We start from the raw sequence: 26,114 nt of genomic DNA, 5'->3' as shown, positions 1-26,114 counted from the left end.
CCCCCCCCCCCCCCCCCCCCCCCCCCCGCCCCCCCCCCCCGCCCCGCCCCCCCCCCCCCCCCGCCCCCCCCCCACCCCCCCCCCCCCCCCCCCCCCCCACCCCCCCCCCCCCCCCCCCCGCCCCCCCCACCCCCCCCCCCCCCCCCCCCCCCCCCCCCCCCCCCCCCCCCACTACAGCCGCCCTCACTCCATCGCCGCTTCCAGCGCCTGCGACAGCCGCTCCACTGCAATCACTTCCATGCCCTTCACCGTGCCGGCCTTTGGCGCATTGGCCTTGGGCACGATCGCGCGCTTGAAACCATGTGTTGCCGCTTCGCGAAGGCGATCCTCGCCATTGGGTACCGGGCGGATTTCGCCGGACAAACCCACCTCGCCGAAGGCAATGGTCTTCTCCGCCAGCGGCCGGTCCTGCAGCGAGGACAACACCGCCAGCAGCACCGGCAGATCGACGGCGGTCTCCTGCACACGGATGCCGCCCACCACATTGACGAACACGTCCTGGTCGCCGACCAGCACGCCGCCATGGCGGTGCAGCACCGCCAGCAGCATCGCCAAACGGTTCTGCTCCAGACCCACCGCCACCCGGCGCGGATTGGACAGCGGTGAGGAGTCCACCAGCGCCTGCACTTCAACCAGCAGCGGGCGCGTGCCTTCGCGGGTCACCATCACGCAGCTGCCAGGTTGGCGGGTACTGCCACCGGACAGGAAGATCGCCGATGGATTGGGCACTTCCTTCAAACCCTTTTCGCCCATTGCAAACACGCCCAGCTCATTGACCGCACCGAAACGGTTCTTGAAGGCGCGCAGGATGCGGAAGCGGCTGCCGCTCTCACCTTCGAAGTACAGCACCGCATCCACCATGTGCTCAAGCACACGCGGACCAGCGATACCGCCTTCCTTGGTGACATGGCCGACCAGGAACACGGCAGTACCGGTTTCCTTGGCAAAGCGGACCAGCCGCGCCGCACTTTCGCGCACCTGGCTGACCGAGCCCGGTGCAGCGGTCAGCGCCTCGGTCCACAGTGTCTGCACCGAGTCGGCGACGATCAGTTTGGGCCGCGCCTTCACCGCGTGCTGCAGGATGTTCTCGACACCGGTCTCGGACAGTGCGTTGATACCCTCCAGCGGCAGATCCAGACGCACCGCACGGCCGGCCACCTGCGAAAGCGACTCTTCACCGGTGACGTACAGCACCGGCAGGCTGCTGGCCATCTTGGCCACCGCCTGCAGCAGTAGCGTTGACTTGCCGATACCCGGGTCGCCGCCGACCAGCACCACCGCGCCCTCGACCAGTCCGCCGCCAAGCACCCGGTCGAACTCGCTGATGCCGGTGGAAACCCGCAGATGCTCGGTTTGCTGCACATCCTTCAAGGCGGTGATCTTGGGCGCCTCGACCTTGCCGGCCCAGCCGCTGCGGCGCGCAGCCGGCGCCTTTGCCGAAGCTGCGGTCTCAAGCACGATTTCGCTGAGCACATTCCATACACCGCACTCGGTGCACTGCCCTTGCCACTTGCTGTACTCGGCGCCGCATTCGCTGCAGACGTAGGCGCTGCGGGTCTTGGCCATGGAAGTTCCTATCTGCGTTAGCGGGGCAGGATAGCCCACCGATGTCGCAAACGCTGCGACAGCTAAAGTCCGCGGCACCAGTGCCGCTATGTAAGCAGGGCTATGCCCCGTATCGACGTTCCAGGAACCCCCAATGATTGGCAGTTACAACCAGAGCCTCGTTGTCGTCTCGTTACTGGTGGCGATCCTTGCCTCCTACACCGCTCTGGACATGTCCGCGCGTGTGGCCAGCGCCCAGAGCCGAAGGGCTGCACGCATCTGGCTGGTAGGTGGTGCGATAGCGATGGGCCTGGGCATCTGGTCGATGCACTTCATCGGCATGCTCGCCTTCAAACTGCCCGTCCCGGTGGGCTACGACCTGCTGCTCACTGGCTGGTCACTGGCTGCCTCGATTGCCGCCTCGATGTACGCGCTATGGCTGGTATCGCGACAGCGGCTAGCGGTGAGCCGCCTGCTGGCTGGAGCGGTACTGATGGGCCTGGGCATCGCGGCGATGCACTACATCGGCATGGCAGCAATGCAGATGCAACCGGGTATCGATTATGACCCGCTGTGGTTCACCGCTTCGATCCTGATCGCCATCGGCGCCTCGGCGGCGGCCTTGTGGATTGCACAGCGCCTGCGCCATGAGCAGCCCCGCCTGCTGCCGATGCGGATGCTGGCGTCACTGGTGATGGGCTTGGCCATCGTCGGCATGCATTACACCGGCATGGCCGCCGCACGCTTCCCGGCCGGCGCGTTCTGCGGTGCCATCAGCGACGGCGGGCTGGATACCCAACTACTTGCCGGGCTGGTGATCGTCACCACCATCGCCACGCTTGCGGTCGCATTGCTGGCCTCGGTTTTCGACGGGCAGATGCGTTTGCGTACCGGCGTATTGGCGCATTCGCTGGCCAATGCCAATGAAAAGCTGGTGCAGGCCGCGCTGCACGACCCTTTGACCCAGCTACCCAATCGCGTGCTGCTGCAGGACCGCATCGAGCGCGCCATCGAGAAAGCCTCCCGGCGCGAATTCGGACTGGCCTTGATGTTCTGCGATCTGGACGGCTTCAAGAACGTCAACGATGCCTATGGTCACCAGTTGGGTGACCGCCTGCTGGTGCAGTTCAGCAATAAGATCGGTGCTCTGTTGCGCAGCCAGGACACCTTTGCCCGGCTCGGCGGCGATGAATTCGTGATCGTGATGGCGATCGACTCACCTGACGACGCAGCACTGATGGCCGAGCAGATCAGCACCGCCATCAGCGACCCGTTCCTGATCGACAACGCAGAGCTGCTTGTGAGCGCCAGCATCGGCATCGCCCTGTATCCAGAAGATGCCAGCACCGAGCGCGAGTTGATGGCGCATGCCGACGCGGCGATGTACCACGTCAAGCAGAGCGGCCGGAACGGTCATGCATTCTTCACCTCGACCATGCAGGCCGGCACCCGCCAGCGCCTGCGGCTGCTGCAGGACCTGCGCCGCGCCATCGCACGCAACGAGCTGGTGCTGCACTACCAGCCCAAGTTCCCCGCCGGTGGCGACCGCGCCAACGGTGCCGAAGCACTGCTGCGCTGGAACCACCCAGACCTGGGCATGCTGTCACCGGACGTGTTCATCCCGGTTGCAGAGCGCAGCGGCCTGATCATTCCTGTCGGCGAATGGGTCCTGGATACCGCCTGCGCGCAGCTGCGCGCCTGGCATGACGCAGGAAACGCCGACTGGTCGATGGCGGTCAACCTGTCGCCACTACAGTTCGCCTCACCCACCCTGGTGGAGACGGTGCGCTCAACGCTGGAACGGCATGCGCTGGACCCCCGCCAGCTGACCCTGGAAGTGACCGAGAGCACGGCGATGAAGGATGTCGAAGCGAGCCTGCAGATCCTGGAGGCGTTGACCGCGATGGGTGTGCGCATTGCCATCGACGACTTCGGTACCGGCTACTCCAGCCTGCTCTATCTCAAGCGCATGCCTGCCACCGAGCTGAAGATCGACCGTGCCTTCGTGCGCGACCTCGAGCACAACGCCGAGGATGCGGCGATTGTTTCCTCGATCATCGCGCTGGGCCGTTCGCTGCAATTGCAGGTGGTTGCCGAAGGTGTGGAAACCGAAGCGCAACGCGACTTCCTGGGCGAACTGGGCTGCGACGTATTGCAGGGCTATCACCTGGGCCGGCCAATGGCTGCAGCAGATTTCGTGCGCTGTAACAGCTGAAGCAAGCCCGCCGTTTGTGGGAGCGGCGTAAGCCGCGAAGCTGGCAACGCCTGAAGCGCCCAAAAGCCAACCCCTCCCCAACCCTCCCCTTGGCTACGCCAAAGGGAGGGAGCGCAGTGCCGAGCCATGCTCGGCAGGGGCCTGCCCACGATGCCTCAGCACTTGTAGAAGCGGCGTAAGCCGCGAAACCGGGCTGGGCGAAACCACCCTGCTGCCTGCGATCTGAAGGACCATCTGCTTCGCGGCTTATGCTGCTCCTACAACTGCGGCTGGCTTATGGCTTGTTGGGAAGGCGTCTGCCGAGCATGGCTCGGCACTACAAAAACAAAAACAAAAACAAAGGCCGCCTTGCGGCGGCCTTTGTTCAACATCCAAGCGATCAAGCCGCTCAGTGCATCATGTGGTGATTCATGTTCCACATGACCCACAGCGTGCCCAGCACGATGATGCCGATCACCACCAGGGTGAACATGCCGGCATTGACGTTCCAGCGGGCAGCCGAGGAACGGTCAAGGTGCAGGAAGAACACCAGGTGCACCAGCAGCTGCAGGATGCCTGCAACCACGATCACCGCGCCGGTGGCGAAGCTCGACATACCGCCGCTCATCACTACCCAGAACGGGATGATGGTGAGCACGGCCGCCAGCACGAAGCCGATCAGGTAAGACTTGACGCTGCCGTGGCTTTCGCCAGCGGCACCGTGTGCATGATTGTCATGTGCGGACATTACATCGCTCCCGACAGATAAACGACAGAGAACACGCCAATCCAGACCAGATCCAGGAAGTGCCAGAACAGGCTCAGGCACGCCATGCGGGTCTTGTTGCGCGGGGTCAGGCCATCCTGCTTGAGCTGGATGAACATCACCGCCAACCACAGCAGACCAGCGGTCACGTGCAGACCGTGGGTACCGACCAGGGCGAAGAACGCCGACAGGAAGGCACTCTTGTCCGGGCCGTGGCCGTTATGGATCAGGTGGTTGAACTCCCAGATTTCCATGCCCATGAAGCCGGCACCCAGCAGCCAGGTGATGGCCAGCCAGAAGAACATCAAGCCTTTCTTGGACTGGTGCATGGCGATCATGCCCAGGCCGAAGGTCAGCGAGGACACCAGCAGCAGCGCGGTTTCCCACGCCACGAACGGCAGCTCGAACAGGTCCTTGGCCGACGGGCCACCATTGGTGCCGCCGGACAAAACCACATACGTCACGAACAGAGTGGCGAAGATGAGCAGATCGCTCATCAGGTACACCCAGAAACCGAAGACGGTGTTCTCGCTGGTGTCGTGATGCTCGTGATGGTCATCGCCATGGTCCGCAGCGTGCGCTGCGGAACCGTGGGTCATCGTGTGGGCGTTCGTGCTCATGCCTTCACCTCGGTCTTCACCAAGCCCTGCGCTTCCAGGTGCTTACGGTGTTCGTTCTCGATACGTTCCACCTCGGCAGCCGGCACCCAGTAATCCACGTCCTTGTCGAAGGTACGGTAGATGAAGGTGGCGATCATGCCGACCAGGCCGATGATGGCCAGCAACCAGATGTGCCAGACCATCGCAAAACCCAGCACCAGGCTGAACGCGCCGATCACAACGCCAGTGCCGGTGTTCTTCGGCATGTGGATGTCGCTGTACTTGGCCGGCTTCTGCCAGGCTTCGCCGCGCTGCTTGCGGTGCCAGAATTCGTCCAGCTCCTCACCCTTGGGCAGGGTGGCGAAGTTGTAGAACTGCACCGGGGAAGCGGTTTCCCACTCCAGGGTACGGGCATCCCACGGATCGCCAGTCAGGTCAGCATTCTTCTTGCGGTCGCGGATGGACACGGCGATCTGGATCACCTGGCACAGGATGCCCACGGCGATGATCGCGGCGCCGACAGCGGCAACAATGAAGTACGGCTGGTAGTCCATGTTCGGGTAGCTCTGCATACGACGCGTAGCACCCATGAAGCCCAGTGCGTACAGCGGCATGAAGGCCACGTAGAAGCCGATGAACCAGCCCCAGAACGCACGCTTGCCCCAGGTTTCATTCAAGGTGAAACCGAACATCTTCGGCCACCAGTACGTGATACCGGCAAACATGCCGAACACCACGCCGCCGATGATGACGTTGTGGAAGTGGGCAATCAGGAACAGCGAGTTGTGCAGCACGAAGTCGATGGCCGGGATCGCCAACATCACGCCGGTCATGCCGCCAATGGTGAAGGTGACCATGAAACCGATCGTCCACAACACCGGCGAGGTGAAGTGCACGCGGCCGCGGTACATCGTGAACAGCCAGTTGAAGATCTTCACGCCGGTCGGGATCGAGATGATCATCGTCGTGATGCCGAAGAAGGCATTGACGTTGGCACCCGAGCCCATGGTGAAGAAGTGGTGCAACCACACCAGGAACGACAACACACCGATCGCACAGGTGGCGTAGACCATGCCCTTGTAGCCGAACAGGGTCTTGCGCGAGAACGTGGCGATCACTTCAGAGAACACACCGAATGCCGGCAGCACCAGGATGTAGACCTCCGGGTGGCCCCAGATCCAGATCAGGTTGATGTACAGCATGGCGTTGCCGCCACCATCGTTGGTGAAGAAGTGCGTACCCAGGTAACGGTCCAGGGTCAGCAGCACCAGGGTGATGGTCAACACCGGGAAGGCAGCAATGATCAGCAGGTTGGTGACCAGGGCGGTCCAGCTGAACACCGGCATGTGCATCAGCTTCATGCCCGGGCTACGCATCTTGAGGATGGTGATGAAGAAGTTGATACCGCTCAGCGTGGTACCCAGGCCGGAGACCTGCAGCGCCCAGATGTAGTAATCCATACCTACGCTTGGACTGTATTCCAAGCCTGACAAGGGCGGGAACGCCAGCCAGCCGGTCGCGGCGAATTCACCGATCCACAGCGAGATCATCATCAGGCCGCAGCCTGCGACGAACAGCCAGAAGCTCAGCGAGTTCAGGAACGGGAAGGCAACGTCGCGCGCACCAATCTGCAGCGGCACCACCAGGTTCATCAAACCGGTGATCAGCGGCATGGCCACGAAGAAGATCATGATCACGCCATGGGCAGTGAAGATCTGGTCGTAGTGGTGTGGCGGCAGATAGCCTTCGGCGCCGCCAGCAGCAACCGCCTGCTGGGCACGCATCATGATCGCGTCGGAGAAGCCGCGCAGCAGCATCACGAACGCCACGATCAGGTACATCGCGCCGATCTTCTTATGGTCCACCGAGGTGAACCACTCCTTCCACAGGTAGCCCCACAGCTTGAACTTGGTGACCGCGGCTACTACAGCCAGGCCGCCCAGCATCGCGCCGATGAGGGTGGAGAGCACGATGGGATCGTGCGGCAGTGAATCAAGAGAGAGTTTTCCAAGCATCGTCATTCTCCCGAGGTGCCGTGGCCGGCATGTGCGGCTTCGGCGGGCTCGTTGGCATTGTGACCGGCGTGGCCGTCAGCCTCGGCGGCAGCAGGAGCAGCGGCGGCAGGAGCGTCATGGCTCATGGCGGCGTGATCCATCGCGTCGTGGCCCATCGCAGCGTGGTCCATGGCTTCGGCCTGCATCGCCTCGTGGCCGGCACCTTCGTGCGACATCTTCTTGCCATCGTGCTTCATGCCGAAGTGGTGGTTCTCACCGGCATGCTTGGCAATGATGGCGTCGAACAGGCCCTTCTCGGTGCTGCCGTAATAGGTCACCGGATGCCAGTCGTGGTTCTGCTCGGTGGTGAGTTCGGCAAACGCCTTCTGGTCCATGACCTTGGCATCGCCGCGCACCTTGGCCAACCAGGCCTGGTATTCCTCATTGCTCACCGCATGCGCGGTGAAATGCATCTTGCTGAAACCTGCACCGCTGTAGTGCGAGGAGCGGCCTTCATAGCTGCCGGCCTCGTTGGCGATCAGGTGCAGCTTGGTCTCCATGCCGGCCATCGAGTAGATCATGCTACCCAGATGCGGAATGAAGAACGCATTCATCACCGTATCGGCGGTGATCTTGAAGTTCAGCGGGGCATCAACCGGGAAGGTCAGCTCGTTGACCACGGCGATGTTCTCTTCCGGGTAGACGAACAGCCACTTCCAATCCAGCGAGATCGCTTCGATCACCACCGGCTTGGTATCGGACTCCAGCGGCTTGTACGGATCCAGCGCGTGCGAAGAACGCCAGGTCAGCACGGCCAGGACCAGGATGATCATGCACGGGATCGACCAGACCACCACTTCGATGGCGGTGGAGTGAGACCAGTTGGGCTCGTAACGGGCCTTGGTGTTGGATGCGCGGTACTTCCACGCGAACACCAGCGTCAGCACGATCACTGGGATGACCACCAGCAGCATCAGCACCGTACAGGTGATCAGCAGCGTGAGTTCGTCCCGGGCGATCTGGCCCTTGGGGTCAAACAAGGCCCAGTCGCAGCCCGTCATCATGACGGCCATAGCGACAATGAGGCCCGGACGCAAAAAGCGTCCAAGAGTTTTCAACGGAATCATCGGTCGATCCAATTGCGAGGGAGAGCCGGACCTGGCAAGCCCATACATGCAAACGCAAACAAGCGCCCGGGGATTGCCCACCGGGGAGACATGTAGGGGGTTGTCAGATTTCAGCCCCGCAATTTTAGGCCTTCACGCACCACTTAAGAAAGGTATTGACAATGATTTCGCGCAGCAAAAGCGGGCAGCGGCGTGCGACACGTTGTCGCACCTGGGTGCGATCGCCGCGCGCAGAAAGCAAGGCGGGTCGCGTTCGGACGACCTTGCTGAATACTGCCGTTTGGCAAAAACGGCCATTCGTCAAGCCTTCTGACCCGGTCGCGCTTACGCATAGTGGTCGGAACAACGAATTGACAGGCACCCATCGGGCTCGGCACCACCGCGCCAGCTGACACCGGACGCCACACCGGGCGCCGTCGTCCAGTCATCTGCTCCGGCGCGATCATTTCAACGCACCGCCGCCCGGCGATACGGGGAGATAGCTGAACACCTTCGAGCACGAGCCCTTCGATATATTCATGTATGTGAATGAAATTGCAGACTCAAGCGGGCCAGACTGATCCGGTGCATTACTGACTGGCTACGGACCCAACATCAGAACCGGAGCAAAGCCAGCGACGGAACCAGTCATAAAGCCAACAGACAGCGGCAGCGACCAGCAGCGAAAAGGAATCTCGTCAATGCCGGAGCGCGGCTATACGAACAATGTGCCCACAGCCAGCAACCACGTAGCAAACGCAGCGGCACGAACGGCGGCGAGCCTTGCCAGTACTCCCTTCCTTGATGCCCGTACTCACGAGCAAGAAGCAATGTGAACCGAAGCAACGCCGCGCCATGACGAAAATGACGGCGCCACGCATGTCGCTCGCCGAACATGCCGCTCATCGGCAGCGAGGCTGTCGCCTAGATGATCTGACGCAACTCGGCCACCGGAAGCAGCAGCCCCCATCAATCCTGCGTCGAAAAGCAGCGAAGAAAGCTACCTGGCCAACCGGAACATCACAAGAAAGTGTCCCGACAGTTCGGACAAAACCTCAACATTCCAGAGGAAATCCACCAGAGAGATTGCTATACGCTTTGCAACGGCGCGATCCAAACAGCAACCCTCCGCTGCTGCCAGATGCCAGCCACGCATCCAAGCCACACCGCATCCAGCAAACCGCGCCATAGAAATCAATCGTCACAAGACACGATGTCACTCCTGCACAGACAGCTATCAAAAGGTAACGACAAGACCGCCAACACCCAAAACCTGGAAAGAAAGCACCATGAGAATCTTCGCCCTGTCCGTTTGCTGGACCGTCGCCATCCTTTCAGCGCCCAATGCATTCAGCGCTGACAGATCGAGCATTGAGCAGACACTTGAACGTGTCGCCATGGATGCAGAGAAGCAAAATGCAATCGACTATGCCGTGGCACCAATAAAGTCCAAAGTTGATCTTCTGAGCTACTTGCACAACAAACCTGCCAACTCGCCAATCAACAAGCTTTCACCGCAAGGCCTGCAACATTTTGTATCCAGCGTGCAGTTCAACGAAAAAGGTGTGACCACCTATGACTATTCGGACCTCCGCGCAGAACTCAGCGCCACACAGGTCTATCAGGTGCTGGCACTATTTGGAATTCAGCACAGTACCAGCGCCATACCTGGCCTTCAGGTCCTGGATGACGCTGATCGGGCCATAGCAAACACTGGCAACATCAACAGAATGCTTATTGCCGACTACGGCGACTACAAGTGCGAAGCACGTGCTACGTGCTCCTCGGCTCTCAGCAAGATCTGCACAAGCAATTGCTGAGCTGGACCCAAGGCCCGCCACATCGCATGCCTTGAAGAGTTCCTCCACGCCGTGGAAGCTCCTACAGAACCTGAGCGCACGCCTGACCGACCGCCCTCCGCAAGTGGAATGCCACGCCACGCAGCAGACCAGAAATGCATGCATCCCTGTTTACAGAAGACATCTCCCCAAGCGCGCTGGCAAAACTATCACTGACCATACTCGCCGCGAGCATGATCATCGGTTCTGCGGAGGCGTTGACGGCTGACAAGACAAACCTGGCCGATGCAATTATCGAGCTCCGGCAGTTGGCCGCAGCCACCACCGAGCAAGACCAGTCCACACGCAATAAACGCATTCACGACACTTATGAAAACTCGGCGCTTTCGAGACTGGATGATTCGACACGCGCCAAGCTCAGTACAGACGAGGTGCGGCTGGCATACGATGCTGCAAACATCGCGTCCTTCTACACCAACGACGCCAACTTCTCTCACGACCAAGCGCGCTCTTTTGCAGAGCTGCAGCGCCGCAACGCCGCAACAGATCTGCAAGCAAGGGAAACACTGGGATCACTGGTCGCTGCGCGCGACTTCGCTGCAGCCAATCAATTCGCCCTGTCACAGCCAGCTGCCAGCCTTCCTACAGTCGTGCTGTTTGTCGCCCAGAAAGGCAGGAATGATCAAAGCCGCAGCCTGCTGAGCACCAGCAGCGACGGCAAAACATTGACTCAGACAAGTAGCGAGCAGCATTCGGGCACGGGTATTCTCGTCATCGCGCATCCGACGTGTCATTTCACACAGAACGCTGCCCGAGCCATCGAAGCGGATCCAGTGCTGAGCAGGTTGTTCATCGAACACTCCAGATGGATGGCGCCACAGGGCCGGGATCTGGACTTTCTGATGTTCTCCAGATGGAACCAACAGCACCCCACTCTGCATATGACCATTGTCTACCGACAGACAGAATGGCCGGAGTTGAGCGACTGGGACACTCCTGTTTTCTACTTCATGCGGAACGGCCATGTGATTGCCAAAGTGGCTGGCTGGCCGAGGGAAGGTAGAAAAGACGCCCTGATCAAGGCCGTGACCAAGGCCGGGCTGAGGCCCGACCCTCCCACTGGGCAACGCCCCGAACGGCCTCCTGGCAGCACCAGGCGGTTACTCTGAAATAAAGCACGCGGCAAGCACCGGCAAAGAAAAAGCCCGCACTGGGCGGGCTTGATCTTGGTGCCGGAAATAGGAATCGAACCTACGACCTACGCATTACGAATGCGCCGCTCTACCAACTGAGCTATTCCGGCGAAGGCGGGAATTGTAGGCAAAGGAGGTGATGCGGTCAATCCGCCTTTGCACGGAGCCGTCTCAAAGCTCGGACGATTGCCACTGACGCGCCTCAGCCCCGCCCCGGAGTGGTCAGCCAACCCCCAGGCGGAAGGGAACAGCCACTACAGCCCAACACCACGCCGCCTTTTACCGCCCCAACCGCCGCGCCGCGGCCAACCGGTACGCCCTCAGCCTTGCGTGCAGCATCGGGTCACCGGCAAAGCCTATCCCCGCCGGTAGCAGCGCCGGGTCAAAGGCTACTTTGCGCTGGCTGGTCTGCTGCGGGAGCAGCCGCTCCAGCCAGATGTGGCCCAGCGCGAACGATGGTGCGGCCGGGTCCCAGCCGCGGGTGATGTCGGCCGGGTCCTCGCCGTCGGGCACCGGGGTGAACAGCAGCGCGAAGACTATCTTGCCCTTGGACAGCTCGCCGCGCAGACGCTTGTCCAGGTAATCGGGGCCGTCTGGTGGAGCGCGGGCGACGTAGGGTTTGGTCGCACGCATGCTGAGGCGGCCGATGCGGGCATGTCCGTCCGTGGCGATCAACCGGTAGGCGTGCAGCATGTGGTAATCCAAGGCGCTGAAGCTGCTGCTCGCGGCACCCGCACGCAGTTCCTCGAAGCGCGCAACCGCCGGGCAGCCGGCCATCTGCGCCGCCAGCATCGCTGGCACCCGTTCGCGCTGGTTCACAGCGTTCAAGAAGGCGAGAAACGCTTCGGGGTGAGCTGCCGGGAAACCTTCCAGCGAATGCCCGACCAGCACCATTGCCGCTTTGTTTCCGATCCGCAGCGCGAGGCCGCGCGGCTCGCTCGCGGGGCTGCGCTGGTCAATGTGCGGATTGGCACCAGAGCTTGAGAAGCGCGCCAACACGCGCAGATCCTCGCCGCCGAAGACCGCCGCCATGCAGAGCTGCGGTGCGGTTGCAGTCGCACGGAAGTGTCCTTCCACCAGCAGCCCGCGCGCATGATTGACCCTGCCGCCAGCGGCCAGCTTGGTGCCGGCATTCAGGGCTCCGAACAACGCCTGCGACATGTCTGTCACCATCGCCGTGTCCTCCCACCGCATCGCCGTGGCAGCTATCAGCAGCTCGCGGAGGTGCGACGCTATTCAGCGCTCGACCAGACCCGGCCGCAACGCGATGTGTTTGTATTCCAGAAAATCTTCCAACGCGGCCAATCCATTGAGCCGTCCCAGTCCTGACTGTTTGAAACCACCCTCCTCCGTGCCATCAAACACCCGCGCCCAGTCGTTGATCCACACCGAGCCGGCATCAAGCGCTTCGGCCACACGCAAGGCGCGGTCGACGTCGCGCGTCCATACACTTGCGGCCAATCCATATTCGCTGTCGTTGGCCAGGCGAATCGCCTGCGCTTCATCGCTGAAGCGTTGAATGGTGAGCACCGGGCCGAAGGTTTCCTGCTGGATGATGGCCAACCCGTTGTCGAACACTTCCAGCAGGGCCGGGCGGAAGAAGGCGCCCTTGCGCAACGGCCCGGTAGTAACCGGCCCGCCACGCTCAACCACGATCGCGCCGGAGCTGATCGCCTCCTGCACCACTGCATCCACCCGCTCCACGTTGGCGCGGTCGATCAACGGCCCCATGTCGCTACTCGGGTCAGCCGCAGGCCCTATCTTGACCATGCGCAGCCGTGCGCCGATGCCATCACGCACCGCATCGTAGATGTGGTCATGCACCAGCAGCCGCGAGCCGGTCATGCAGAACTGGCCACTGAATACCGTCAGTGCTTTTTCAATCACCGGCAACGCCTGGCCCAGATCCGTGTCTTCAAACAGGATCATCGGCGTCTTGCCACCGAGCTCCATGCCAAAACGCTTGAGGTGTTTTGCACCGCTGCTGCTGATCGCTCGGCCGGTGCGGGTGGAGCCGGTGAAGCTCACCACCGGCACCTGCGGCGCATCCACCAGATAGCTGGAACCTTCCGGGCCACTTTCGAAGAACAGATTGATCACGCCGCGCGGCAACGATTCCGCCTCGGCCATGATCTTGGCCATGATGCTGGCGGTCTGCGCTACCTGCGATGGCAGTTTGATCACCGTGGTGCAGCCGGCCGCCAATGCCGGCGCCAACGAACGGATGGTCAGCACCACCGGCGAATTCCAAGGTGCGATCACCGCCGCCACGCCCATCGGCTGGCGCAGAACCATCGACAGCCGGCCTGGCTTCGGTCGCAGCGCGCGACCCGCCTCCAGCATCGCGGTCGCCGCCGAATAGCGCAGCTTGCTCGGCACCATGTCCAGCTCGAACGCCGCCTCGGCAACGATCTTTCCGTTCTCCAACGAGAGCATCTCGGCCAAGCGATCGCGGTTGCGCTCGAACGCCTGCGCCAACTGCTCCAGCACCCGCGCACGCAACTCGTGATCATGCGCCCACAGGGTCTGCTGGAACGCCTGCGATGCGGCAGACACCGCCGCCATCGCCGCGGCACGGCCGTTGTCCGGATAGCTGCCTATCACTTCATAGGTCGCCGGATTGATCGACTCCTTGAGCACACCATCAAAGCGCGGAATGCCGTTGATCCAGTTGGCGGCACGGCGCAGTTGCTCTGGTGATCTGGTTGCCCCGCTCATGGCACCTCCACGCGTTGTTTACTCATGATCGGCACCACCGTGCCTGACTCGCAGCCAAGAGCGCAGCACCGCAGACAACAGCGCCTCCACCAAGGGGGCGCTGACATTGACCACGATCGGCACGATGATCAGCGTCGATGCCATTACCCGCAGCGGCAGCGACCAATGCCTGGTACGTGGGCCGAGCAGACCCACCACCGCCAGCACAGTTGGATACACCGCCAGCCAGATCAGTGCGGTGCGCTTCAAGCGCGGCGCGAGCCCGGGGGGCGCCATCAGTTGTCTGCATCCCGCATCCATTGGCTGATGCGCTCAGCCAACATGATCACCGTTGGGTTGGTTGCCACGCAGGGCACATCCGGGAACGCCGAGGCGTCGGCCACGCGAAGACCATCGATGCCGCGCACACGCCCTTGATAGTCGAGCACAGCGTGCACATCGTTTGCACCACCCATCGGCGCGGTCGAGGTGGGATGGTGGTAGATATCCAAGGCCATCGGCAACGCAGCTTCCAGCGCCTCGTATGACGTCGACAGCGCGCCGGGCACCATCTCCTCGGCAATCATTGCCGCCAGCGGCCCTTGTCTGGCGATGCGTCGGATCAGCTCAATGCCCTCCACCATCAACTGCCGGTCCTGAATATCGGCCAATAGATTGAGTGCTATGACCGGTGCCACATCGGGTCCACGCGAGCGCAGCGTCACCGTACCCAGCGACTGCGGCCGGGTCAGCGCCAGCGCCAACATGAAAATGGCGCCCGTTGGTGAGGCATGCGGGTCACCGTAGTGCACTGCCGACACATGGAAGTCACCTACATTGGCTGCCGCCTTGGAGGACTTCGCCCACAGGATGGCGCCCACCGGCGGCAGCGGCAGCCCGAGCCGGTCCGGGCGCGCTGCCCAGGTGGTGTAGAAGAATGGATGCTCCTGCAGTCGCTGCCCAACTGGCAGATTGGCGACCACATCAATATCCAGCTCCAGCAGATCGTTGGCGGGTCCAATCCCTGAGCGCAGCAGTATCGCTGCCGTGCCGTAAGTCCCAGCACTCAACACGATGCTTTCAGCAGCGATGCGCTGACCACCGGCCAGCACCACCTCCACCGCACGCCGACCTTCAACCACAACCCGGTCAACCAGGGTCTGGCTGCGGATGCACAGATTGGGACGCATCCGCACATCCAGAGATAGATACGTCATGCCGGTGTTGAGCCGCTGCCCCATCCGGTTGTTCATCGGGTAAGGCCCAACGCCGAACGGTTGATCGCCGTTGAAATCAGTCACCTTCGCAAACCCGGCCTGCACAGCAGAGGCGGCAAAGGCACGCTGCATGTCCGAGACTTCATCGTCCTGGAGATAATGAATCGGCCACGGCCCGCTGCGCCCATGCAAAGCATCTTCTCCATGCACGGTGCGCTCGCTGCGCTGGAAGAAAGGCAATACATCCTGCGCGGTCCAGTGCTCCAGCCCAGCCGCAGTCCAGCGCTCGAAATCGCCGGCTGGTGCGCGCATCGCCACACCTGCATTGACCGCCGAGCAGCCGCCCAGCACCTTGCCGCGCGGCACCGGCATCGTCACACCATAGATGTTGGGCTCAGCCGAATATCCCCAATCGTGTGCGGCATCACCGCCGATGATGTTCTGCAGACGCACCGCATCGGGATAGGCATCAGGTGCATACGCCTGCCCGGCCTCGATCAACAGCACGCGACGGAACGGCTCTTCACTGAGCCGGCTGGCCATCACTGCGCCGGCCGACCCGCCACCGACAATCACCACGTCGTAGTAGGAGCCACCCGAGGTCGCCACCGCGTGCGCACTGTCACCATGCACCTGTACGCCTGTACCCGCGTATTTTTGCCGAGTAGCCATGGCAAGTACCTCCTCGCAGCAGAGCCTTCAAGCCGCCCCCGTCACCTGCGAACGCGCTACAGCATCGGCGATCTGGTAACGGAACCATGACGCCGATCCTCGGCCGAGCCCTGCGCAAGGGGAATCCCTGCACCTGTCGTGACACCAAGGAAGAAATGTCGTCAGTCCTCTCATCGCTGGAATCATTGAACGGCTTGATTGCCTTCGCATCGGCCGTGCGCGCCGGCAGTTTCTCTGCCGCAGGCCGCAGCCTCGGGCTGTCCGCATCAGCGGTGGGCAAGGCGGTGGAAAGACTCGAATCGCGCCTTGGCACGCGCCTGCTCAACCGCACTACCCGCTCGCTGGCACTCACCGGCGAAGGTGAAGTGCTGTACCACTACGCCGACAAGGTATTGAAAGACCTGCAGGAGGCCGAGCGCGAATTGAACATGCGCCAGAACACGCCACGCGGAAGGCTGAAAATCACCGCCAGCACGATCCTGGGCCGGAAGTTCGTACTGCCCGCCCTGCACGACTTCAATGTGCGCTACCCGGAGGTAAACGTCGCCCTCAGTCTCGACGCGCACCGGCTGGACATCATTGAAGAAGGCTATGACCTGGCGCTGTGGGCCGGCGAACTGGAAGACTCCAGTCTGCAGGCACGCCGACTGGGATCGTACACGCTCGTCACCTGCGCCTCGCCACACTATCTTGCCGAACATGGCATCCCCACATCGATCGCCGAGCTGGCTTGCCATCACTGCATCCACTATCGCCATTCCGGCAATGAGCGGATGGAACCATGGCGATTCAAAAGCCAAATCGTTCCCAAACCCACCACGCCCGAATGCGCACTCAACGATGTTGCCGCATTGGAAAGTGCCGCACTGGCCGGACTTGGCATCGTGCAGCTGCCCGACTATCTGGTGCGCGAGGAGATCGCCACTGGACAGTTGCAGGAGGTACTGGGCATACACGCCATCGCACCCACTGGCATCTTCCTGGTATGGCCACCGATGGCCGCGCAGGTACCACGGGTGCGCGTCTTCATCGACTTCATAGCGGAGCGTGCAAGTACCGAGCTGAACCCTTTCGACACCGCAGCTTTCGCAACGCCATGAACGGACAAAGCCGACCCAACGGGGTCGGCTTCATCGAATACAACGCTGTCCCGGCACTCAGTCCACAAGGCGCAGACGCAATTCCTTTGGCAGCGCGAACACCATGGTTTCCGGCTCGCCACCGGTTTCGCGTACGCTGCCAGCACCCAGCTCGCGCAGTCGCGCGATGACACCATCGACCAGCACTTGTGGTGCCGACGCGCCGGCGGTCAGGCCGATGTGCTTCTTGCCAACCACCCACTGCGGATCAATCTCTTCCGCGCCATCGATCAAATAGGACTCCACGCCTTCACGACGTGCAAGTTCACTGAGGCGATTGGAGTTGGAACTATTCGGCGAACCCACCACCAGCACCAGATCACACTCCTTGGCCAGGTCGCGCACCGCATCCTGGCGGTTCTGCGTGGCGTAGCAGATGTCGTCGTTCTTCGGCCCCTGGATCTTGGGAAAGTGCTTGCGCAGCGCCTCGATCACGGCGCGCGTGTCATCCACCGACAAGGTGGTCTGGGTGGTGTAGGCGAAGTTCTCCGGCTGCGATACCTGCAGCGCCTCCACATCTTCCACGCTCTCGACCAGGTAGATATGGCCCACGCCCTTCTCGCGGTTCCACTGGCCCATGGTGCCTTCCACTTCGGGATGGCCTTCGTGACCAATCAACACCACGTCGCGACCGGCGCGGCAGTGGCGGGCCACTTCCAGGTGCACCTTGGTCACCAACGGACAGGTGGCATCGAATACCTTCAGGCCACGGCGGTCGGCTTCGATACGCACCGCCTGCGACACGCCATGTGCGCTGAAGATGACGGTATTTCCATCCGGCACTTCGTCGAGTTCCTCAACGAAGATGGCGCCGCGTGCCTTCAGGTCGTCGACCACGAAACGGTTGTGCACCACTTCATGGCGCACATAGATCGGCGCGCCCAGGGTTTCGATGGCGCGTTTGACGATCTCGATGGCGCGGTCTACACCGGCACAGAAACCACGGGGATTGGCGAGCAATACGTCCATCTTCAACGACTCCGACCGCTGACGGTCGCAAATGCGGGAACAGGTGCCGGAATCATCCGGCCTTCTTCTCGGCCTTGCCATCAAGCAAGCCCATCAAGGCGATACCGATGGCGCCACCCACAATCGCCGCGTCGGCGATGTTGAACGACGGCCAGTAATGGTCACCGATATACCACTGAATGAAATCAACCACGTGACCATGAATCTGGCGGTCGATGACGTTGCCGATGGCGCCACCGATCACCAGCGCATACGGCAGCGCGCTGCGCCAGTTGGCGCGTGGCGTGCGCGACAACCAGAACGCCATCAGGCCACTGATTGCGATAGCCAGGAAGGTGAAGAACCACAGCTGCCAGCCGCCAGCATCGCTGAGGAAGCTGAATGCCGCGCCGGTGTTATAGGTGCGGTACCAGTTCCAGAAACCATCAATCACCGGCACCGGCGTGAACTCGGGCAGGCTGGACAGCACCCAGGCCTTGCTCCACTGGTCCAGGCCAATGACGACCACGGACACCAGCAGGTAGATCAACGCGTTGGGTTTAACAGCCTTTGCTTGCATGTAATACGCCTGTAGTGGACTGCGATGAAGCGGATGAGAGGTTTCTCATCCGCTTCGCCTGATGCCTTGTTCAGAACCAGCGGCGGTCTTCACCAGCGCCATCGATGTTGCTGACGCAGCGGCCGCACAGCTCCGGATGTGCTTCCACCGAGCCGACGTCGGCACGGTAATGCCAGCAACGCACGCACTTGGACTTGTCGGTCGGCTGCGCACTGACAAACACCTCGTCGGTGGTCGCCGGGCGCACGCTGACATCGCCACTGATGAACAGGAAGCGCAGCTCGTCGGCCAGCGGTTGCCAGCGTGCGGCCTGCTCTTCATTGGCAGCAACAGTGATCTCCGCTTCCAGCGCGGCACCGATAGCGCCATTGGCACGCATCGGCTCCAGCACCTTGGAGACCTGCTCGCGCAGCGCCAGCAGCTGATCGAAATCGGCAGCGTTCAACTGTGCATCGGCCGGCAACGGCGCCAGGCCGTCATACCAGGTGGAGAACAGCACGTTGTCGACGCGCTCGCCCGGCAGGTAACCCCACAGCTCTTCGGCGGTGAAGGTGAGGATCGGTGCAACCCAGCGCACGAACGCTTCGGCAATATGGAACATCGCCGTCTGCGCCGAACGGCGGCCGCGCGAATCTTCCTGCATGGTGTACAGGCGGTCCTTGGTCACGTCCAGGTACAGCGAGCCCAGATCGACGCTGCAGAAGTTCAGCAGCAACTGCACGATCTCAGCCATGTTGTAGTTGGCGTAGGCGGCCTTGATCTTCTCCTGCAGCTCGAACGCGCGATGCACGATCCAGCGGTCCAGGGCGACCATGTCCGGCAACGCAACCAGGTGCTGGGTCGGATCGAAACCGTCCAGGTTGCCAAGCAGGAAGCGCGCGGTGTTGCGCAGGCGACGGTAGGCATCGGCATTGCGCTTGAGGATTTCCTGCGACAGCGACATCTCGTTGCTGTAATCGGCCGAGGCGATCCACAGGCGCAGGATATCCGCGCCCAGGGTGCGCATGATTTCCTGCGGCTCGATGCCGTTGCCCAGCGACTTGGACATCTTGCGGCCGTGCTCGTCCACGGTGAAGCCGTGGGTCAGGCACTGCTTGTACGGCGCGTGCTTGTCGATGGCCACGCCGGTCAGCAGCGAAGACTGGAACCAGCCGCGGTGCTGGTCGGAACCTTCCAGGTACAGGTCGGCCGGCTTGCCGTAGCCACGTGCCAGCAGCACGCCTTCGTGGGTGACGCCGGAGTCGAACCAGACATCGAGGATGTCGGTGACCTTTTCGTACTGGGCGGCTTCATCGCCGAGCAGCTCGCTGGCGTCCAGCGAATACCAGACGTCGATGCCGCCCTGCTCCACGCGGTCGGCCACCTGCTGCATCAGCTCGACGCTGCGCGGGTGCGGCTCGCCGGTTTCGCGGTGGGTGAACAAGGCAATCGGCACGCCCCAGGTACGCTGGCGGCTGATGCACCAGTCCGGGCGGCCGTCGACCATGCTGCTGATACGCGCCTTGCCCCAGCTCGGGAACCAGCCCACGTTGTCGATGGCTGCCATCGCGTCGTCGCGCAGATTGGCCTTGTCCATCGAAATGAACCACTGCGGGGTGGCACGGAACACGACCGGCTTGCGGTGACGCCAGCAATGCGGGTAGCTGTGCTGGATTTCGAAGAAAGCCAGCAATGCGCCGCTTTCGCGCAGCACTTCGACGATCAGCGGCTGTGCTTTCCACAGGTGCTGACCGGCCAGCTCGACCGTGCCAGCCGGCGGCGTCGACGGCAAGTACACACCGCTGCCGTCGATCGGATTGATCTGGCCGGCGTTGTACTTGTCCATCAGCCCGTACTGCAGGCTGACCGCGAAATCTTCCTGACCGTGGCCAGGCGCGGTGTGCACCGCACCGGTACCGTCGGCATCGGACACGTGCTCACCGTTGAGCAGCGGGATGTCACGATTGGCATAGAACGGGTGTGCCAGCAGCTGGTTTTCCAGCACCGAACCCTTGGCGTGACCATGTACGACCACTTCGGCCACGCCGTAGCGGCCTAGTGAGCGTTCGGCCAGCGCCGAGGCCAGCACCAGCCAGCGCGGCTGGCCATTGTGCGCAGGGCCTTCGACCAGCGCGTAGTCGATGTCCGCACCCAGCGACACCGCCAGAGAAGCTGGCAGCGTCCACGGCGTGGTGGTCCAGATCGGCACCGCCACTTCCACACCGGCCGGCAGCTCAACACCGAAGCTGGCGGCCAGCGCCTTGGAATCACGCGCGGCATACGCCACGTCGATCGCCGGCGAGGTCTTGTCCTGGTATTCGATTTCAGCTTCGGCCAGCGCCGAGCCGCAGTCGAAGCACCAATGCACCGGCTTGGCGCCGCGCACCAGGTGGCCGTTGGCGACAATCTTGGCCAACGCACGGATTTCATTGGCCTCGAAGTCGAAGCTCAGCGTCTTGTACGGGTTTTCCCAATCGCCGATCACACCCAGGCGCTTGAAATCAGCGCGCTGCAGGTTGATCTGCTCTTCGGCGTACTCACGGCACTTCTGCCGGAACTGCTCGGCATCAAGCTTGACGCCGACCTTGCCCCACTTCTTCTCGACCGCGATTTCGATCGGCAGGCCGTGGCAATCCCAGCCCGGCACGTAGGGCGCATCGAAGCCGTCGATGTAGCGCGACTTGACGATGATGTCCTTGAGGATCTTGTTGACCGCATGGCCCAGGTGGATCTGGCCATTGGCATACGGCGGGCCGTCGTGCAGCACGAACAGCGGGCGGCCCTTCGCGTTCTCGCGAAGCTGCGCGTAAATGCCCTGCTCTTCCCACCGTGCCAGGATGCCCGGCTCGCGCTTGGGCAGATCGCCGCGCATCGGGAACTCCGTTGCTGGCAGATGAAGGGTGGCTTTGTAATCCTGGCTCACGCGGTAGCTCGCAATCTGTGTTCGTTGAGGATGCGACGCGCTTGCTCTGCGTCGCGGTGCATCTGCTCGGTCAAGGCCGGCAGATCGTTGAACTTCTCTTCATCCCGCAGTTTGGCAACAAACTCCACTTCGATGTGACGGCCGTACAGATCGCCATTGAAGTCGAACAGATGTGCCTCAAGCAGCGGCTCCACACCTTCAACCGTGGGGCGCGTGCCAAAGCTCGACACCGACGGCCATGGCTGCTCGAACACACCATGCACCCACGTAGCGTAGATACCAGAAAGTGCGGGTGTTTTCGGGAAACGCAAGTTGGCGGTGGGGAAACCCAGGGTGCGTCCGAGCTGGCGCCCACGCACGACCCGGCCGCCTATCGAGTACGGACGGCCCAGCAATTCGCCGGCATGGGCGAACTCGCCGGCCACGATCAACTCGCGGATGCGGGTGCTGGAAATACGCTCGCCGTTCAGGTGCACCGGCTCGATCTCGCCGGCGACGAAGCCCAACTCGGCGCCCATCGCCTGCAGCAGCGCGATATCGCCGCCACGGCGGTTGCCGAAATGGAACTTGGGGCCGATCCAGACTTCACGCGCACCCAGCCGGCGCACCAGCATGTCGCGGACGAAGTCCTCGGCGGTGATCGCCGCCATCTTGGCGTCAAAGCGCAGCAGGCCGACGCTGTCCACCCCCAGCTCACGCAGCGTGGCGACCTTGTCACGGGCCAGCATCAAGCGCGGCGGCGGGTTGTCCTTGGCGAAGAACTCGCGCGGCAGCGGCTCGAAGCCCAAGGCCACGGCGGGCACACCCAAGGCGCGGGCACGGGCAACTGCGTGGCGCACCAGCGCCCGATGGCCCAGGTGCAGGCCATCGAAGGCACCAATGCAGACCACGCTTCCCTGCGGGAACAACACCCCGCCTTCGACGTCTCTAAAAAGCCTGCTCATTCCATCCGGATCCGGCCCATATGGGCCGGTTCTGTCGTGTGTAGCCCTGAAGTATAACGGGCGGCTCAGTGGCCGCGCAGGTCGCGCGGACGGAAGCCCATCGCAATCATCGCCAGCAGATAGCTCGCACCGCCACCGCTAACCAGCAGCGCCAGGGCACTGGCACGCTGCCATTTGTCCATCGGAGTGAACTCCGGCAGCCAATGCAGCAGGCCCAACAGCACTGCAACCATCGCCGCACAGGCCACAGCCAGACGCAGCAGATAGCCCCCCCAGCCCGGCCGGCGCTGGTAGACGCCGGTCTTGCCAAGCCAATGCCAGAGCAGGATCAGGTTCAGGTAACTGGAAAGCGCACTGGCAATACCCAGCGCCAGGTGCAGGCCCGGCTGCTTGCCCAGCGCCGCCATCACGCCCTGCGCCTTCAGCTCCGGCGGCACCATGAAGTGGAAAACCACCGCCAGCAGGATGAAGTTGAAGACCATGTTGGCGACCAGTGCCACCAGACCGGCACGTACCGGGGTCTTGGTGTCCTGGCGCGAGTAGAACGCCGGCAACACCACCTTCAGCAAGGCGAACGCCGGCAGCCCGAAACTCAGGCCATAGACCGCCAGCGCAGTCATCTGGGTGTCGAATTCAGTGAACTTCTTGTACTGGAACAGCGTTGCGATCAGCGGCTCGGCCAGCAGCAGCAAGGCCAGCATGGCCGGCACTGCGATCAGCAAGGTCATGCGCAGGCCCCAGTCCAGCGCATTGGAGAAGCCCTCGCCGTCGGTCTTGACGTGATGGCGGGCCAGCGCCGGCAGGATCACCGTACCCAAAGCAACCCCAAACACGCCAAGCGGCAGCTCCAGGAAGCGGTCAGCCAGCGACAGCCACGACTGCGAGCCATCGGTCAGGTGCGCAGCGATCACCGTATCCAGCAGCAGGTTGATCTGTGCCACCGAGGAACCGAACAGGGTCGGCACCATGAGCGTCAGCACCTTGCGCACATCCGGGTGATTCCAACCCCAACGCGGCAGGGTCAGCAGATTGATGCCCTTCAGCCCGGGTAGCTGGAACAGCAGCTGCAGCACACCGGCCGCCAGCACCGCCCAGCCCAGCGCCAGAATCTGCTTCTCCGGCGTGCCACCCAGCCGCGGCGCCAGCCACAGCGCGCCAGCGATCATGCACAGATTGAGGATCACCGGCGTCAGCGCCGGCATAGCGAATTTCTGGAAACTGTTCAGCGCGCCTCCGGCCAAAGCCGTCAACGAGACGAACAGCAGGAATGGGAAGGTCAACCTGAACAGATCGATCAGCAGGCCCTGCTTGGCCGGATCTGTCGCACCGCTGCTGAACAGGAAGGCCAACTGCGGCGTGAAAATCAGCGCCAACGCAGTGACCACCAGCAGCGCGCCACCCAAGGTGCCGGACACCCGCGCCATCAGCTCGCGCAAATCGGCATGCGGACGGGTCTCCTTGACCTCGGTGAAGACCGGCACGAAGGCCGTGGCGAATGAGCCCTCGGCGAACAGGCGGCGCAGGAAATTGGGCACCCGAAACGCTACCCAGAAGGCATCGGTGACGGCGTTACTACCGAAGGTGGTAGTGATAACCTGATCGCGTACCAGGCCTAGAACCCGGGAAATCATCGTCATGCTGCTGAACGACAGCAGCCCCCGCAACATGCGCGGTGAACTCACCCACGGCCCCCTTGACAACTTGACTTGACGTTCATTCGGACAGCCATCATACTTGCATGCTTGCTGTTCCCACCACATCGATTTTCAGGAAACCACCACTGTGGCCAATATCAAGTCCGCCAAGAAGCGCGCCAAGCAGACCGTTGTGCGCAACGCGCGCAACACGGCTCAGCGTTCGATGCTGCGCACCGCCGTCAAGAAGGTGATCAAGGCTCTGGATGCCAACGACGCCGCTGGCGCCGAGGCAGCCTTTGCCGTCGCCCAGCCGATCCTCGACCGTTTCAGCGCCCGTGGCCTGATTCACAAGAACAAGGCTGCGCGTCATAAGAGCCGTTTGACTGCACGCATCAAAGCCATCAAGGCTGCCTGATCCGCGCAACAACCTGGAGTCGCAAGACTCCCGGCATGAAAAACCCGGCCTCGTGTCGGGTTTTTTGTTGGGCGATTTTTGAGGAAGCGAGGCAGACGCCTCCCACATGGCTTTGGCTTTGGCTTTGGCTTTGGCTTTGGCTTTGGCTTTGGCTTTGGCTTTGGCTTTGGCTTTGGCTTTGGCTGTAGCCGTGGCCTTGGCTTTGGCTGTGGTTTTGGCTTTGGGCCGACCAGGAAAAGCCTGAACAACTCCCTTCTCCCGCTTGCGGGAGAAGGTGCCCGAAGGGCGGATGAGGGGGGCCTTTGACCTGGATTTGGCTTTTCAAGCAAAAGCTTGCCCTCACCCCAACCCCTCTCCCGCAGGCGGGAGAGGGGCTTTAAGCACAAGCACCAGCCACTGCCACCGCCACTGCCACTGCCACTGCCACTGCCACTGCCACTGCCAAAGCCAAAGCCAAAGCCAAAGCTAAAGCTAAAGCTAAAGCCAAAACAGAAAACCCGGCTTTCGCCGGGTTTTCCTCAAGCATCAGCTAGCAGCGAAAAATCATTCGCCCGCTGCGTGACGCTCTTCAGCTTCCAGAATCTTCTGCTGATCGAAGGACGCCATGATGTCCTTCATGATCGGCCAGGTACCTTCACGACCCAGTGCCGACACCAGATACCACGGGCCGGTCCAACCCAGCTCCTTGATGATCTGCTCAGCCGCCTCCTTGGCCTCATCCTCGAACATCAGGTCGGCCTTGTTCAGCACCAGCCAGCGCGGCTTCTCCAGCAGCTCCGGGTCATGCTTGCCGAGCTCGCGCTCGATCGCACGCACCTGCTCAACCGGCGAAATGCCCTCAACACCACCTTCCATCGGCGAGATGTCGACGAGGTGCAACAACAGACGAGTGCGCTGCAGATGGCGCAGGAACTGCGCACCCAAGCCGGCACCGTCAGCCGCACCCTCGATCAGCCCCGGAATATCGGCGATCACGAAGCTGCGGTAATTCTCGACCTTCACCACACCCAGGTTCGGGTACAAAGTGGTGAATGGGTAATCAGCCACCTTCGGCGTCGCCGCCGAAACGGCGCGGATCAAGGTGCTCTTGCCCGCATTGGGGAAGCCCAGCAGGCCAACGTCGGCCAGCAGCTTCAGCTCCAGCTTGAGCAGGCGCTCCTCACCCTCTTCACCCGGCAGCGCCTGACGCGGCGCGCGGTTGGTGGAGCTCTTGAAGTGCATATTGCCCAGGCCACCCTTGCCGCCCTTGGCAACCAGCAGGCGATCGCCATGCGCGGTCATGTCGCCAATGACTTCGTCGGTGTCGACGTTCATCACCACGGTGCCGACCGGCACGGTGATGACCAGGTCTTCGCCGCCCTTGCCATAGGCCTGGCGGCCCATGCCGTTCTCGCCGCGCTGCGCCTTGAAGATGCGGTCATGACGGAAGTCGACCAGGGTGTTCAGGTTTTCGTCGGCACGGATCCAGACGCTGCCGCCATTGCCGCCATCGCCACCATCCGGACCACCGAGCGGAATGAACTTTTCGCGGCGAAAGCCGATACAGCCATTGCCGCCTTTGCCAGCGATGACTTCGATCTCCGCTTCGTCTACAAGTTTCATGAATTTAACGCCGGGATTGGGAAATGGGGATTGGGGGAATAGCAGAAGCAGGTACAGCCCATTATCGGCCCTGCACCCCGGAATGTCGGGGTTCCAACGAAAAACCCCGCCGAAGCGGGGCTCTCGTCAGCAGCCCACACCGGAGTATGGGCGGCTTGCGTGTAC

The 26,114-nt window shown here is 62.2% G+C and carries 22 protein-coding genes and 1 tRNA gene; 6 read left to right on the top strand and 17 right to left on the bottom strand.

Annotation, left to right across the window (positions count from 1 at the left end):
* Positions 1–183 precede the first annotated feature (183 nt).
* Positions 184–1,566: a DNA repair protein RadA gene (gene radA / locus ACVOLV_RS13775; RefSeq protein ID WP_481516936.1), complete on the bottom strand. Its 1,383-nt coding sequence runs from the start codon at positions 1,564–1,566 to the stop codon at positions 184–186.
* A gap of 133 nt (positions 1,567–1,699) precedes the next feature.
* Here radA and ACVOLV_RS13770 point away from each other — a divergent pair, with 133 nt between their 5' ends.
* Positions 1,700–3,760 carry a putative bifunctional diguanylate cyclase/phosphodiesterase gene (locus ACVOLV_RS13770; RefSeq protein WP_481554890.1) on the top strand — a complete coding sequence of 687 codons (2,061 nt, stop codon included), beginning with the start codon at positions 1,700–1,702 and terminating at the stop codon, positions 3,758–3,760.
* A gap of 388 nt (positions 3,761–4,148) precedes the next feature.
* Here the strand turns inward: ACVOLV_RS13770 and cyoD are convergent, their stop codons facing one another.
* From cyoD to cyoA, 4 genes are read right to left on the bottom strand one after another with little or no spacing between them, the layout of a single operon-like run.
* Positions 4,149–4,487, bottom strand: coding sequence for a cytochrome o ubiquinol oxidase subunit IV (gene cyoD, locus ACVOLV_RS13765; protein ID WP_282271076.1), 339 nt, complete (start codon positions 4,485–4,487; stop codon positions 4,149–4,151).
* Positions 4,487–5,125 carry a cytochrome o ubiquinol oxidase subunit III gene (cyoC, locus tag ACVOLV_RS13760; RefSeq protein WP_481528514.1) on the bottom strand — a complete coding sequence of 213 codons (639 nt, stop codon included), beginning with the start codon at positions 5,123–5,125 and terminating at the stop codon, positions 4,487–4,489. Before cyoC ends, cyoD begins: the two co-directional genes overlap by 1 nt.
* The gene (gene cyoB / locus ACVOLV_RS13755) at positions 5,122–7,119 is read right to left on the bottom strand and encodes a cytochrome o ubiquinol oxidase subunit I (RefSeq protein WP_481554889.1); all 1,998 of its coding nucleotides are present in this window, start codon (positions 7,117–7,119) and stop codon (positions 5,122–5,124) included. The genes cyoC and cyoB overlap by 4 nt, the downstream gene beginning before the upstream one ends.
* A 2-nt stretch (positions 7,120–7,121) precedes the next feature.
* Positions 7,122–8,225, bottom strand: coding sequence for a ubiquinol oxidase subunit II (gene cyoA / locus ACVOLV_RS13750; RefSeq protein ID WP_481554888.1), 1,104 nt, complete (start codon positions 8,223–8,225; stop codon positions 7,122–7,124).
* A 1,268-nt stretch (positions 8,226–9,493) separates the two neighbouring features.
* Here cyoA and ACVOLV_RS13745 point away from each other — a divergent pair.
* Positions 9,494–10,024 (top strand): hypothetical protein, encoded by a 531-nt coding sequence (locus ACVOLV_RS13745; protein ID WP_481554887.1) that lies wholly within the window; start codon positions 9,494–9,496, stop codon positions 10,022–10,024.
* A 134-nt stretch (positions 10,025–10,158) separates the two neighbouring features.
* A complete protein-coding gene (locus ACVOLV_RS13740; RefSeq protein WP_481554886.1) occupies positions 10,159–11,172 on the top strand; it encodes a hypothetical protein in 1,014 nt (337 codons plus the stop codon).
* Positions 11,173–11,230: 58 nt separating this feature from the next.
* On the opposite strand, the gene ACVOLV_RS13735 is transcribed toward ACVOLV_RS13740, so the two are convergent.
* The 5 genes from ACVOLV_RS13735 to ACVOLV_RS13715 all read right to left on the bottom strand — a co-directional run bounded on the left by ACVOLV_RS13735 (position 11,231) and on the right by ACVOLV_RS13715 (position 15,782).
* Positions 11,231–11,306 (bottom strand) — tRNA-Thr (locus ACVOLV_RS13735).
* Positions 11,307–11,475: 169 nt separating this feature from the next.
* Positions 11,476–12,357 (bottom strand): catalase, encoded by an 882-nt coding sequence (locus ACVOLV_RS13730; protein WP_481554885.1) that lies wholly within the window; start codon positions 12,355–12,357, stop codon positions 11,476–11,478.
* A gap of 75 nt (positions 12,358–12,432) precedes the next feature.
* A complete protein-coding gene (locus ACVOLV_RS13725) occupies positions 12,433–13,914 on the bottom strand; it encodes an aldehyde dehydrogenase family protein (RefSeq protein WP_481554884.1) in 1,482 nt (493 codons plus the stop codon).
* Positions 13,915–13,932: 18 nt separating this feature from the next.
* On the bottom strand, positions 13,933–14,190 hold the full coding sequence (locus tag ACVOLV_RS13720; RefSeq protein ID WP_481554883.1) for a putative antibiotic biosynthesis monooxygenase: 258 nt from the start codon (positions 14,188–14,190) through the stop codon (positions 13,933–13,935).
* Positions 14,190–15,782, bottom strand: coding sequence for a GMC family oxidoreductase (locus tag ACVOLV_RS13715; protein ID WP_481554882.1), 1,593 nt, complete (start codon positions 15,780–15,782; stop codon positions 14,190–14,192). Before ACVOLV_RS13715 ends, ACVOLV_RS13720 begins: the two co-directional genes overlap by 1 nt.
* Positions 15,783–15,868: 86 nt before the next feature.
* Between ACVOLV_RS13715 and ACVOLV_RS13710 the strand changes: the two genes are divergently transcribed.
* Entirely contained in the window at positions 15,869–16,882 is a 1,014-nt protein-coding gene (locus tag ACVOLV_RS13710; protein WP_481554881.1) for a LysR family transcriptional regulator, read from the top strand.
* A 57-nt stretch (positions 16,883–16,939) separates the two neighbouring features.
* On the opposite strand, the gene ispH is transcribed toward ACVOLV_RS13710, so the two are convergent.
* The 5 genes from ispH to murJ form a co-directional block, all read right to left on the bottom strand.
* Complete coding sequence (gene ispH, locus ACVOLV_RS13705; protein WP_481554880.1) at positions 16,940–17,890, bottom strand: 4-hydroxy-3-methylbut-2-enyl diphosphate reductase; 951 nt, start codon at positions 17,888–17,890, stop codon at positions 16,940–16,942.
* Between the two features lie 52 nt (positions 17,891–17,942).
* A complete protein-coding gene (lspA, locus tag ACVOLV_RS13700; protein WP_303747034.1) occupies positions 17,943–18,449 on the bottom strand; it encodes a signal peptidase II in 507 nt (168 codons plus the stop codon).
* Between the two features lie 70 nt (positions 18,450–18,519).
* Positions 18,520–21,351 (bottom strand): isoleucine--tRNA ligase, encoded by a 2,832-nt coding sequence (gene ileS, locus ACVOLV_RS13695; RefSeq protein ID WP_481554879.1) that lies wholly within the window; start codon positions 21,349–21,351, stop codon positions 18,520–18,522.
* Positions 21,348–22,295: a bifunctional riboflavin kinase/FAD synthetase gene (locus tag ACVOLV_RS13690; RefSeq protein WP_481554878.1), complete on the bottom strand. Its 948-nt coding sequence runs from the start codon at positions 22,293–22,295 to the stop codon at positions 21,348–21,350. The genes ileS and ACVOLV_RS13690 overlap by 4 nt, the downstream gene beginning before the upstream one ends.
* 65 nt (positions 22,296–22,360) lie before the next feature.
* A complete protein-coding gene (gene murJ / locus ACVOLV_RS13685; protein ID WP_481554892.1) occupies positions 22,361–23,962 on the bottom strand; it encodes a murein biosynthesis integral membrane protein MurJ in 1,602 nt (533 codons plus the stop codon).
* A gap of 115 nt (positions 23,963–24,077) precedes the next feature.
* Between murJ and rpsT the strand changes: the two genes are divergently transcribed.
* A complete protein-coding gene (rpsT, locus tag ACVOLV_RS13680; RefSeq protein WP_057629708.1) occupies positions 24,078–24,347 on the top strand; it encodes a 30S ribosomal protein S20 in 270 nt (89 codons plus the stop codon).
* A gap of 106 nt (positions 24,348–24,453) precedes the next feature.
* Complete coding sequence (locus ACVOLV_RS13675; RefSeq protein WP_481554877.1) at positions 24,454–24,591, top strand: hypothetical protein; 138 nt, start codon at positions 24,454–24,456, stop codon at positions 24,589–24,591.
* Positions 24,592–24,723: 132 nt separating this feature from the next.
* Here the strand turns inward: ACVOLV_RS13675 and ACVOLV_RS13670 are convergent, their stop codons facing one another.
* Both ACVOLV_RS13670 and obgE read right to left on the bottom strand, forming a co-directional pair.
* The gene (locus ACVOLV_RS13670) at positions 24,724–24,873 is read right to left on the bottom strand and encodes a hypothetical protein (RefSeq protein WP_481554876.1); all 150 of its coding nucleotides are present in this window, start codon (positions 24,871–24,873) and stop codon (positions 24,724–24,726) included.
* A gap of 17 nt (positions 24,874–24,890) precedes the next feature.
* On the bottom strand, positions 24,891–25,949 hold the full coding sequence (obgE, locus tag ACVOLV_RS13665) for a GTPase ObgE (RefSeq protein ID WP_481554875.1): 1,059 nt from the start codon (positions 25,947–25,949) through the stop codon (positions 24,891–24,893).
* Positions 25,950–26,114: the final 165 nt, after the last annotated feature.

This window comes from Stenotrophomonas sp. STEN023, from assembly GCF_056760135.1.
The sequence above is the reverse complement of the archived record's forward strand: the minus strand, read 5'-3'. Positions and strand labels throughout refer to the sequence as shown.

Excerpts from the sequence above, each read along its gene's own strand:
- radA (WP_481516936.1), bottom strand. The coding sequence starts at position 1,566 with ATGGCCAAGACCCGCAGCGCCTACGTCTGCAGCGAATGCGGCGCCGAG.
- ACVOLV_RS13770 (WP_481554890.1), top strand. The coding sequence starts at position 1,700 with ATGATTGGCAGTTACAACCAGAGCCTCGTTGTCGTCTCGTTACTGGTG.
- cyoD (WP_282271076.1), bottom strand. The coding sequence starts at position 4,487 with ATGTCCGCACATGACAATCATGCACACGGTGCCGCTGGCGAAAGCCAC.
- cyoC (WP_481528514.1), bottom strand. The coding sequence starts at position 5,125 with ATGAGCACGAACGCCCACACGATGACCCACGGTTCCGCAGCGCACGCT.
- cyoB (WP_481554889.1), bottom strand. The coding sequence starts at position 7,119 with ATGCTTGGAAAACTCTCTCTTGATTCACTGCCGCACGATCCCATCGTG.
- cyoA (WP_481554888.1), bottom strand. The coding sequence starts at position 8,225 with ATGATTCCGTTGAAAACTCTTGGACGCTTTTTGCGTCCGGGCCTCATT.
- ACVOLV_RS13745 (WP_481554887.1), top strand. The coding sequence starts at position 9,494 with ATGAGAATCTTCGCCCTGTCCGTTTGCTGGACCGTCGCCATCCTTTCA.
- ACVOLV_RS13740 (WP_481554886.1), top strand. The coding sequence starts at position 10,159 with ATGCATGCATCCCTGTTTACAGAAGACATCTCCCCAAGCGCGCTGGCA.
- ACVOLV_RS13730 (WP_481554885.1), bottom strand. The coding sequence starts at position 12,357 with ATGTCGCAGGCGTTGTTCGGAGCCCTGAATGCCGGCACCAAGCTGGCC.
- ACVOLV_RS13725 (WP_481554884.1), bottom strand. The coding sequence starts at position 13,914 with ATGAGCGGGGCAACCAGATCACCAGAGCAACTGCGCCGTGCCGCCAAC.
- ACVOLV_RS13720 (WP_481554883.1), bottom strand. The coding sequence starts at position 14,190 with ATGGCGCCCCCCGGGCTCGCGCCGCGCTTGAAGCGCACCGCACTGATC.
- ACVOLV_RS13715 (WP_481554882.1), bottom strand. The coding sequence starts at position 15,782 with ATGGCTACTCGGCAAAAATACGCGGGTACAGGCGTACAGGTGCATGGT.
- ACVOLV_RS13710 (WP_481554881.1), top strand. The coding sequence starts at position 15,869 with ATGACGCCGATCCTCGGCCGAGCCCTGCGCAAGGGGAATCCCTGCACC.
- ispH (WP_481554880.1), bottom strand. The coding sequence starts at position 17,890 with ATGGACGTATTGCTCGCCAATCCCCGTGGTTTCTGTGCCGGTGTAGAC.
- lspA (WP_303747034.1), bottom strand. The coding sequence starts at position 18,449 with ATGCAAGCAAAGGCTGTTAAACCCAACGCGTTGATCTACCTGCTGGTG.
- ACVOLV_RS13690 (WP_481554878.1), bottom strand. The coding sequence starts at position 22,295 with ATGAGCAGGCTTTTTAGAGACGTCGAAGGCGGGGTGTTGTTCCCGCAG.
- murJ (WP_481554892.1), bottom strand. The coding sequence starts at position 23,962 with ATGTTGCGGGGGCTGCTGTCGTTCAGCAGCATGACGATGATTTCCCGG.
- ACVOLV_RS13675 (WP_481554877.1), top strand. The coding sequence starts at position 24,454 with ATGGCTTTGGCTTTGGCTTTGGCTTTGGCTTTGGCTTTGGCTTTGGCT.
- ACVOLV_RS13670 (WP_481554876.1), bottom strand. The coding sequence starts at position 24,873 with ATGCTTGAGGAAAACCCGGCGAAAGCCGGGTTTTCTGTTTTGGCTTTA.
- obgE (WP_481554875.1), bottom strand. The coding sequence starts at position 25,949 with ATGAAACTTGTAGACGAAGCGGAGATCGAAGTCATCGCTGGCAAAGGC.